At 72.6% G+C, this 9,934-nt stretch carries 10 protein-coding genes and 1 pseudogene; 3 read left to right on the plus strand and 8 right to left on the minus strand.

All coding sequences use genetic code 11. The features are described 5' to 3' along the window. Positions 1-79 precede the first annotated feature (79 nt). The 5 genes and pseudogenes from trpA to hisI form a co-directional block, all read right to left on the minus strand. The gene (gene trpA / locus WEB03_RS04650; protein ID WP_368069802.1) at positions 80-904 is read right to left on the minus strand and encodes a tryptophan synthase subunit alpha; all 825 of its coding nucleotides are present in this window, start codon (positions 902-904) and stop codon (positions 80-82) included. Then, a complete protein-coding gene (gene trpB, locus WEB03_RS04655; RefSeq protein ID WP_368069803.1) occupies positions 901-2,217 on the minus strand; it encodes a tryptophan synthase subunit beta in 1,317 nt (438 codons plus the stop codon). Before trpB ends, trpA begins: the two co-directional genes overlap by 4 nt. Then, positions 2,214-3,029, minus strand: coding sequence for an indole-3-glycerol phosphate synthase TrpC (locus WEB03_RS04660; protein ID WP_368069804.1), 816 nt, complete (start codon positions 3,027-3,029; stop codon positions 2,214-2,216). Before WEB03_RS04660 ends, trpB begins: the two co-directional genes overlap by 4 nt. Continuing rightward, positions 3,026-4,552 carry an anthranilate synthase component I gene (trpE, locus tag WEB03_RS04665; protein ID WP_368069805.1) on the minus strand — a complete coding sequence of 509 codons (1,527 nt, stop codon included), beginning with the start codon at positions 4,550-4,552 and terminating at the stop codon, positions 3,026-3,028. The genes WEB03_RS04660 and trpE overlap by 4 nt, the downstream gene beginning before the upstream one ends. Before the next feature lie 80 nt (positions 4,553-4,632). Continuing rightward, a pseudogene (hisI, locus tag WEB03_RS04670) lies at positions 4,633-4,971 on the minus strand (phosphoribosyl-AMP cyclohydrolase); the annotation flags it as partial. An 88-nt stretch (positions 4,972-5,059) separates the two neighbouring features. Here hisI and WEB03_RS04675 point away from each other — a divergent pair. Next, on the plus strand, positions 5,060-5,758 hold the full coding sequence (locus WEB03_RS04675) for a DUF4190 domain-containing protein (RefSeq protein WP_368069806.1): 699 nt from the start codon (positions 5,060-5,062) through the stop codon (positions 5,756-5,758). Positions 5,759-5,805: 47 nt separating this feature from the next. Continuing rightward, entirely contained in the window at positions 5,806-6,207 is a 402-nt protein-coding gene (locus WEB03_RS04680; protein WP_368069807.1) for a hypothetical protein, read from the plus strand. A gap of 9 nt (positions 6,208-6,216) precedes the next feature. Here WEB03_RS04680 and hisF read toward each other — a convergent pair whose 3' ends face one another. Then, a complete protein-coding gene (gene hisF / locus WEB03_RS04685; RefSeq protein ID WP_368069808.1) occupies positions 6,217-7,041 on the minus strand; it encodes an imidazole glycerol phosphate synthase subunit HisF in 825 nt (274 codons plus the stop codon). After that, a complete protein-coding gene (gene hisA, locus WEB03_RS04690) occupies positions 7,038-7,778 on the minus strand; it encodes a 1-(5-phosphoribosyl)-5-[(5-phosphoribosylamino)methylideneamino]imidazole-4-carboxamide isomerase (protein WP_368069809.1) in 741 nt (246 codons plus the stop codon). The genes hisF and hisA overlap by 4 nt, the downstream gene beginning before the upstream one ends. Positions 7,779-7,940: 162 nt before the next feature. On the opposite strand from hisA, the gene WEB03_RS04695 reads away from it, so the two are divergent. Continuing rightward, positions 7,941-9,188, plus strand: a complete 1,248-nt coding sequence (locus tag WEB03_RS04695; protein ID WP_368069810.1) for an esterase/lipase family protein — start codon at positions 7,941-7,943, stop codon at positions 9,186-9,188. Positions 9,189-9,216: 28 nt separating this feature from the next. Here WEB03_RS04695 and hisH read toward each other — a convergent pair whose 3' ends face one another. After that, positions 9,217-9,822: an imidazole glycerol phosphate synthase subunit HisH gene (hisH, locus tag WEB03_RS04700; RefSeq protein ID WP_368069811.1), complete on the minus strand. Its 606-nt coding sequence runs from the start codon at positions 9,820-9,822 to the stop codon at positions 9,217-9,219. Between the last annotated feature and the right edge of the window lie 112 nt (positions 9,823-9,934).

Here is a 9,934-nt window from a genome sequence, read left to right on the forward strand (position 1 = left end):
TCGGCGGCTGACCGTCACACGACGCCGCATCTCACGACGCCCCACCGGTCCGCCGGTGGGGCGTCGTGCGTGCCGGGGCTCAGGCCTGGCGCGAGGCGCCGGCGCGCAGCTCGCGTACGAGGTCGGCGACCCGCCCGGGAGCACCCGACGGGTCGTCCCCACCTGCGGCTCGCAGGATGGCTGAGCCGACGATCACCCCATCGGCGTACGAGGCCACTTCGGCCGCGGACGCCGCGTCCTTGACCCCGATACCGACGGCCACCGGCAGGTCGGTGCGCGCACGGACGCGCTCGACCAGTCGCCGGGTGAGATCGTGCGCGACGCCCTTGACCCCGGTCACCCCCATCAGCCCGGTCGCGTACACCCACCCAGACGACACCGCCGCGAGTGCGTCGAGTCGGTCGTCGCTGGAGACCGAGGCGGCGAGGAACACCGTGGCGAGCCCGGCGTTCGACGCAGCCTCGAGCCACGGGCCCGCCTCGGGCGCCGGCAGGTCGGGCAGGATCACGCCGGACAGCCCGACATCGGCGCACTCCCGCGCGAACCGGTCGTAGCCGCGCGTGTCCGCGATCGTCACGTAGGTCATCGCGAGCTTGGGGACCTCGAGGTGATCGAGCTCACCGACGAGCCCGAGCTGATCGGTCAGGGTGAAGCCGGCGTCGAGGACGACCTGGTTCGCGGCCTGGATGACCGGCCCGTCCATCATCGGGTCGCTGAACGGCAGTCCGACCTCGAGCACGTCCGCACCCGCCTCGACCGCCGCCTCGAAGCACGCCCGGGAGGTGGTCGGGTCGGGGAAACCCGCGGTGAGGTAGACGACCAACGCGGCACGGTCCTCGGCGCGAGCGCGGGCGAACGCGTCCGCGATGGCCCGGTGCCCCGTGGTCTCGGTCGTGCCCGTCACGCGTCCACCTCGTGACCTCGTCCGGGAGGTGCCACTTCGCTGCCTGCGACGCCCCCCGGGTCACGGTCGCCGCCGCTGTCCCCCGCTGCAGCTTCACCGAACGCGCGCGCCACACCGACGTCCCAGCCGGCGACCTCCACCACCTCGTCGACGTCCTTGTCGCCCCGACCCGACATCGTGAGGATGACCCGGGCGTCGGCACCGAGGACGTCGCGCCCGTGACGCAGCAACCAACCGACCGCGTGGGCCGGTTCGAGCGCGGGGATGATGCCCTCGAGCTCGCAGGTGCGGCGGAAGCCGTGGAGCGCGTCCTCGTCCGTGGCGCTGACGTAGGTCCCCCGACCGGTGTCGGCGAGCCACGCGTGCTCGGGGCCGACCCCCGGGTAGTCGAGCCCGGCGGACACCGAGTGCGCCGGCTTGACCTGGCCATCGTCGTCGACCAGCACGATCGACCGAGAGCCGTGCAGGACCGCCTCGCGCCCCTCGGTGATGGTCGCCGCGGAGCGTCCGCTGCCGACCCCATCGCCCGCCGCCTCGACGCCGATCAGCTTCACCCCGTCGACGGGGATCCACTCGGCGAACGAACCGATGGCGTTCGAGCCACCGCCGACGCAGGCGATGATCGCGTCCGGCACGCCTCCCGCCGCCTCGGCGAACTGCTCGGTGGATTCGACGGAGATGACCTTCTGCAGCTCGCGCACGATCGTCGGGAACGGGTGCGGACCCATCGCCGACCCGATCAGGTAGTGGGTGTCGTCGACGTTGGTCACCCAGTCCCGCATCGCCTCGTTGATGGCGTCCTTGAGCGTGCGGGTCCCGGACTCGACCGGCACGACCTCGGTGCCGAGCAACTGCATCCGCACGACGTTCAGCCGCTGCCGGCGAACGTCTTCCGCACCCATGTAGACCGTGCAGGACAGCCCGAACAGCGCCGAGGCGGTGGCGGTCGCGACCCCGTGCTGCCCGGCACCGGTCTCGGCGATGACGCGCGGCTTGCCCATGCGCTGCGTCAGGAGGGCCTGACCTACGACGTTGTTGAGCTTGTGCGATCCGGTGTGCGCGAGGTCCTCACGCTTGAGCCAGACCTCGACCCCCGCCTCCTCCGACAGTCGCGCCGCGGGGTAGAGCGGGGTCGGGCGGCCGCCGTACTGGCGACGCAGCCGGTCGAGCTCGGCGCCGAAACTCGGGTCGGTCTGTGCGTCGGCCCACGCGTCGACCAGCTGGGCGAGCGCGCCCGACAGCGCCTCGGGCACGAACTGGCCCCCGAACCGGCCGAAGTAGCCGTCGCGGGAGGTGGCATCCGTGGCGGTCACGTGCGCTCCGATCGCGGCGTGGCGGCATGTTCCGAGCCGGCAGCGACCAGTTCGGCCACCGCAGCGGTGGGGTCGTCGGCGCGCACGAGCGTCTCACCGACGAGAACGGCGTCGGCCCCCTCACGGGCGGCGCGGCGCACGTCATCGGCGTCGCGGACGCCGGATTCGCTGACCGCCAGCACGCCGTCGGCCAGCTGGGGACGCAGCCGCCCGAACCCGTCGCGGTCGAGCTCGAAGCTGCGCAGGTCCCGAGCGTTCACGCCGACGATGCCGGCACCGACCCGGGTCGCCGTCGCGACCTCGGCCGCGTCGTGGATCTCGGTCAGCACGTCGAGCCCCGCCTGCGCCGCCTCATCGAGCAGCGATGCCAGCAGCGGTTCGTCGAGCGCCGCGACGATGAGCAGCACGGCGCTGGCACCGGCGACCCGCGCCTCCCAGATCTGGTACGGGTCGACGACGAAGTCCTTGCGGAGCGCCGGGATACCGAGCGCGGCGACGTCGGCCAGGTCGGCCAGGCTTCCCTTGAACCGGTCGGGCTCGGTCAGCACCGACACCGCCGCCGCTCCACCGTCCGCGTACGCCCGTGCCTGCACGGGCGCCACGAGGTCGGGGGCGAGGTCGCCCTTGGACGGGGACACGCGCTTGACCTCGGCGATGACCTGGACCCCGGGCTGCGCGAGCGCGTCACGGAACGACGGTGGCGTGGCCACCTGGTCCGCACGCTCCCGGAGCGCTTCGAGCGGTTCGACAGCACGCGCGTCCGCGACGCGACGGCGCGCGCCAGCGAGCAGATCGTCGAGGTAGGTGGTCACGAACCGTCACCCTGCGGCGCGGTGATGCGCTCAGCGGCCTGCACGGCAGCGAGGACCGCGCCGGCCTTGTCCCGGGTCTCCTGCTCCTCGGCCCGGGGCTGGCTGTCGGCGACGATCCCGGCTCCCGCCTGGACGTACGCCACCCCGTCCTTCAACACGACGGTCCGGATGGTGATGCAGGTGTCGAGGTTGCCCGCGAAGTCGACGTACCCGACGGCGCCGGCGTAGGGGCCTCGTCTGGTCGGTTCGAGGTCGTCGATGATCTCCATCGCCCGCACCTTCGGGGCACCGGAGACGGTCCCGGCGGGGAACACCGCACGCAGCACGTCCACGGGTCCGAGCCCGTCCCTGAGCTTGCCCGACACGCTGCTCGCCAGGTGCATGACGTGGCTGTAGCGCTCGACGTGCATCAGTTCGCCCACGCGGACCGAACCGGTCTCGCACACGCGGCCGAGGTCGTTGCGCGCGAGGTCCACGAGCATGACGTGCTCGGCCCGTTCCTTGGCGTCCGCGATCAACGACCGCTCGTGTTCGCGGTCCTCGGCGGGTGTCGCGCCGCGCGGACGCGTACCCGCGATCGGCCAGGTCTCGACGTGGTCGCCCTGGACCTGCACGAGCGCCTCGGGGGACGAGCCCACGATCTGTGCCTCGCCGAGGTCGAGCAGGAACAGGTACGGCGACGGGTTGATGACGCGCAGCACGCGGTAGAGGTCGAAGGCGGACGCGGACGTGTCCACGCTGAACCGCTGGCTGATGACGGTCTGGAAGGTGTCACCGGCGCGGATGTGTTCCTTGACGACCTCGACGAGCTGCTCGTACTCGCCAGGGGCGAGGTTCGACGGCACCCGCGGCGGTGCGGCCTTGACGGGCGGGGCAACCGGTGGCAGCGGCGGAGCAGCGGTGGCGAGCCGTTCGACGACGGCGTCGGTCGCGGCCACGGCATCGTCGTAGCGGCGACCGAGTTCGTCGTCGTCGCCGGCGCCGAGGTCGTCGACGGTCACGTTGGTGACGACGGTGAGGACCTGGCGGCCGTGGTCGAGCGCGACGACGTGGCGCGGGAACAGCATGATCACGTCGGGCAGCTGGAGGTCGTCCTCGCCCGTGGCGGGGATGTCCTCGACCTCGCGGACGGCGTCGTACCCGATGTACCCGACGGCACCGCCGTGCAGCGGCAGGTCGACCAGCTGCGGCGCGCGGTAGGCCGCGGTCGCGCGTGCCAGCGCGTCGAGCGGCCCCGTCGCCTCGTCACAACCGGTCGGAGGCTGGCCCTCCCAGACGGTGTCGCCGTCGCGGCCGATCAGTGTGAGGAACGGATCGAAGCCGACGAACGAGTACCGCCCCCACCGTTCCCCGTGCTCGGCCGATTCCAGCAGGAACGACCGCCCGTCACGTCCGAGCTTGGCGTGGACCGACAGCGGTGTCTCGAGGTCGGCGAGGACCTCCCGCCAGACCGGGACGACGCCGTGGTCGGCCGCGAGCGCGACGAACTCCTCACGGGTCGGGGCACGGTCGGACTGGCTCACGGCCGGAGCTCCTCGGTGGTATCGGACGTCCAGAGCGGCGGTGCCGGTGGGGCGGACGCCGCGTCCACGGGTTCAACGAGCACGCGACCGAAGCACGAACGCTCCCCCGTGTGGCAGGCGCCGCGACCGTGTTGGTCGACGAGGACGAGCAGCGTGTCCCCGTCGCAATCGATCCGGACCTCGACGACCCGCTGGGTGTCACCCGAGGTCGCCCCCTTGTGCCACAGCTCCTGCCGTGACCGCGACCAGAAGACGGTCTCACCGCTATCGAGGGTGCGTTCGAGGCTCGTACGGTCCATCCACGCCACCATCAGCACCTCGCCGGTGTCGTGCTGCTGGACGACCGCGGGTACGAGACCACCATCGTCGAACGCGACGGCGGAGAGGTCGGGCACGGAGGGCTCTCTCACGGGGGACACGGCGTCGGGTGGCCGCGGGCGAGCGAGCCTACCGAGGGGTGGTCTACCGTCCGTCACGACGTCGCAGCCCGAGATCGCCGAGGGAACCGTGAGCAGCCCCGCCGCCTGGCACCCCGACCCGTCGGGCAACCACGAGCACCGCTACTGGGACGGTCAGCGCTGGACCGATCACGTCGCCGACGGCGGCGTGGCCGGTACCGACCCGCTGCCTCCCGCTCCCGGTGTCCCGGCGACCTCGGAGGACCGCGATACGCAGGCATCGGCCGGTACCGAGCCGTCGGGTGGCGGACCGGGCGACGTGGAGCCGCGCGAGGCAGGCGGAGACCACGATCCCGCGTGGGGGTCATCACCGAGCGCCGACGGCCCCGTCTGGGGCGGGCACCCACCGTCGACCGGTCCGGCACCCGGCTCGCCCACGTGGGCCGGCGCAGCGACCAGCACCTCGTCCGGCGTGGCGACCAGCTCGTTGGTGCTCGGGATCCTGTCGTTGCCCCTGCTGATCGTCTTCGGGCTCGGTGCGCTGCTCGGGATCGCCGCCATCGTGACCGGCATCATCGCGGTCCGCCGCACCTCGCGCGGCGAGGCATCGGGGCGCGGCCTGGCCATCGGCGGGATCGTCACCGGCGCGATCAGCACGCTGCTCGGCGTCCTCATCGTCATCGCGCTGATCGCCTTCGGGTTCGGGTTCGCGGGTGAACTCGAGGCCTGCATCGAGGAGACCGGCAGCGAGGCGGTGTGCCAGGAGCGCCTCGAGCGCGAGCTCCGGGACCGCTTCCTCGGCCCGTGACCACCGGCACCGGGCGACGCTGCGCGAGCTGCGGGCAGGTGGGTCCCGTGGTGGCGGGTGCGGCCCGTGAGGCGACCTCCGGCACCGTCGCCGCGCTGCTCGAGGTGGGCTGGGTCGTCGACTGCCCGACCGGACACCACCGGTCACCGGACGTCGGCGCCGAGGTGGCCGACGAGGTCCTGACGCGGCTCCCGGTGGCCGACCGTCGTCGGCTCGGCCGGGGTGACCGCTGCACGACCTGCTCGCAGGAGCTGACCATGCCCGTGCGGCGCACCGAGCGGCCGGTGCCGGTCGCCGACGTACCGGGGCTGCCGGTGACCACCGTGCGGTTCGACCTCCCCAGCACCCGGTGTCTGCACTGTGGCACCGACCAGGTGCCCACACGTTCAGCTGCCGACGTTCGAGCCGCCGTGCTGGCGCTCTTCGCACCGGACACCGGGACGGTCTGACAGCGCCGTTCAGGTCGTCGTCAGCACCTCGCGCACGATGACGCCGCGCTCCCCCATCCGACGTTTCACGTCGCAGATGCGCAGCTCACCGAAGTGGAAGATCGACGCCGCGAGCACCGCCGACGAGCGGCCCTCGAGCACACCGTCAGCGAGGTGGTCGGCCGACCCGGCCCCCCCGGACGCGATCACCGGGACCCGGACGGCACCCGTCACCGCACGCAGCAGATCGAGATCGAAACCGACCTTGGTCCCGTCCCGGTCCATCGACGTCAGCAGGATCTCGCCCGCACCCCGCTCCACCACCTCGCGACACCACGCGACCACGTCCAGGCCGGTCGCCGTCCGGCCTCCGTGGACGAACACCTCCCACCCGGCATCCGGATCGTCCGGGACCTGACGGCGAGCATCGACGGCCGCGACCACCGACTGCGAGCCGACCGCATCGGCCACCTCCCTCAGCAGCTCGGGCCGGTCGACGGCGGCGGTGTTGAACGAGATCTTGTCAGCACCGGCGTGCAGCATCGCGCGCGCGTCGTCGACCGATCGCATGCCCCCGCCGACCGTGAACGGGATGCCGACCTGATCAGCGACCCGCTCGACCACGTCGCGCATGATGGCGCGATCGTCGGAGGAGGCGGTGATGTCGAGGAAGCAGAGCTCGTCGGCACCCTCGGCGTCGTAGAACGCCGCCAGCTCGACCGGGTCACCCGCGTCGCGGAGGTCGACGAAGTTGACGCCCTTGACGACCCGACCGCCGGTGACGTCGAGGCAGGGGATCACCCGGGCCGCCAGACCGTCGGGGCGGACCGCGTCGGGGACGGTCGGTCCGCTCACGCGTCGTCACCTGCGACCAGGGCGACGGCCGCGAGGGCCTTTTCGAGCGTGAACGCCTCGCTGTAGAGCGCCTTGCCGACGATGGCGGCGTCGACGCGTTCGTGGCATCCAGCGAGCGTCCGCAGATCGTCGAGGCTGCTCACCCCTCCGGATGCCGTCACGGCGGCGTCCGTGGCATCGACCACGCGGCGCAACATGTCGACGTTGGGCCCCTGGAGCATCCCGTCCTTGGCCACGTCGGTGTAGACGAAGCGCGGGACGCCCATCTCGGTGAAGCGTTCGAGCGCCGCGAACAGGTCACCCGCCTCCTCGGTCCACCCGCGTGCCTGCAGGACCGTGCCGCGAGCGTCGAGACCGACCGCGATGCGGGGGCCGACGCGGTCGAGCACATCGGCGACGAACCCGGGGTCGGAGAGCGCCATGGTCCCGATGACGACCCGCTCGGCGCCGTACCCGAGCGACGCTTCCACATCCTCGAGGGTACGGACGCCACCGGACGCCTGGACCCGGCAACCGGTCGCCTCGACGATGGCCGCGATCAGGTGCCGGTTCCGAGGCTCACCGGTGAAGGCCGCGTCGAGGTCCACCACGTGCAGCCACGAGGTCCCGGCGTCCGCGAAGCGCTGCGCTGCGGCGACGGGGTCCGCGTCGTAGACGGTCTCCTCGTCGGCGCGTCCCTGGGTCAGCCGGACGGCGCGGCCATCCTTGATGTCGACAGCCGGGTAGAGGGTGAGCACAGCGGTTCCTCGGCAGGTGGCGGGAGGTGTGGCGTGGGACGGACGGGCGGCGGGAAGGGTACGTCACAGGTCACCGACCCCTGCGGCTCGGGGCGGCAGATGGGGCCGTCCCGAGCGCATCAGCCGGTAGCGTTCGTCGCCTTCGAACCGATCGGGACATGGGTGGCCGCAGCGACCTCGCACACCCTCCACAACGACGTGCGCGACCTCACCGCGCTCGCCGGCCACCACGCCGAAGCGACCGTGGTGGCCGTGACGCAGGGTCTGCACCGTGCCATCGCCAGCCGGGTGTTCCGCTACGTGCCCGGTTCGCTGCCGGTCCGCGTCGCGCACGACGCCGTCAGCTCCGTGGTCTACGGCAGCGTGCGTCTCGGCCTCCGCGGACTGACCGCCGCCGGTGTCACCGTCGCGGGCGTCGTCACGAGCGACCGCGAGGTGCGCTGGTTCGACACCTCTCCCGGCCACAGCCGCGCCGCCTCGATCCTGCACGGCGTCATCGGCGACCGCTTCGCCAGCGACCACCCCTCGCTCGATCTGCCCGTCTCCATCCGCGTCGACGGTCGCACGCGGCCGGCCACCCCCGAGACGCTGGCCGAGGGGTTCCCCGACCCCTCCTCGCGGGTGGCGGTGTTCCTGCACGGCCTGACCGAGAGCGACTGCTGCTGGGACAACGACGAGGGTGTGGTGCTCCCCGACGTCGTCGCCGAGCTCGGGTGGACCCCGGTCCGCCTGCGGTACGGATCGGGGAGGGCGATCGGCACGAACGGCGCCGAGCTCGACGCCCTCCTCGAGGATCTCGTCGACGCGTGGCCCGTCCCCGTCACCGAGCTGACCCTCATCGGCCACTCGATGGGAGGGTTGATCATCCGGTCGGGAGCCCGATGCGCGACCGCAGCCGGCGACCGGCGCTGGCCGGACCTGGTCCGTCACACCGTGTCGATCGGCACCCCGCACCTCGGTTCGTGGCTCGAGCGCGCCGCCAACGCCGGCACCCGGCTCCTGCGCCGGATCCCCGAGGGCGAGGTCATCGCGCAGGTGATCGACACACGGGCACGCGGCATCAAGGACCTGCGCTACGGCGCGCTGAGCGACGAGTGCTGGGGCGAGGGCGTGGTCCACGAGGACGGCATCGGCGGGCTCGACGGGTACATCCCCGAGCCGGACACGATCATCCCGCTCCCCGACCAGGCCACCCACCACCAGATCGCCGGACGTCTCACGCGGTCGCCTCACCACCCCGTGGCGAAGGTCATCGGCGACTCGCTGGTCACCGCATCGTCCGCGCTCGGCGACGACGGCCGACGCGTCCTCGCCGGCGGGCAGGTCGAGAAGCTCGAGGTCGCCGCGGGCCACTTCCGGATGATGCGCGACCCGGCGGTCGCGGACCACCTGCGGCGCTGGCTCGCCTGAGACCGCCCCGTCCAGCAGCGGGCGAGGGTCAGCTCGGGAGGGCCGTCACCCAGTTGGCGAGCAGGCGCCGTCCGACCTCGCCGCTCTTCTCGGGGTGGAACTGGGTGCCGACGACGCTGCCCTCGCGGACGATGCAGGGGAAGTCGACCCCGCCGTAGGCGGTGCGGGCGACCACGTGCCACGCGTCGACCGGCACGGCGTAGTAGCCGTGGACGAAGTAGCACCGCTCCCCCGCCACGCCGACGAGCAGCGGGTCGTCCTCGGAACCCTCGGCGGCGTGGATCAGGTCCCAGCCGAGGTGGGGGACGACGGCCGTCGAGGGGAACCGTTCGACGTGCCCGGGCAGCAGCCCGAGGCCCGGCTCGTCGCCCTCGTGCGAGCGCTCGTAGAGCAGCTGCATCCCGACGCAGATGCCGAACAACGGGCGCTGGTCGGCGATCCAGGTCTCGAGCAGAGCGGTCAGCCCCGACCCGCGCAACGCCGCGGCACAGGACGCGAAGTGCCCGACGCCGGGGACGACCAACGCGTCCGCTCCGGACGCCTCCTCCGGGTCACGGGTGATGAACGTGTCGCCGCCCGCGACGTCGAAGGCCCGCTTGGCGGAGCGGACGTTGCCGGCGTCGTAGTCCAACACCGCGATCCGAGGGCGCCGTGCGTGCTCGCTTCGCTCCGCGCCGCCGGCGATCCGAGAGCGCCGTGCGTGCTCGCTTCGCTCCGCGCCGCCGGCGATCCGAGAGCGCCGTGCG

The organism is Nitriliruptor sp., assembly GCF_040882075.1.
GTDB lineage: Bacteria > Actinomycetota > Nitriliruptoria > Nitriliruptorales > Nitriliruptoraceae > Nitriliruptor.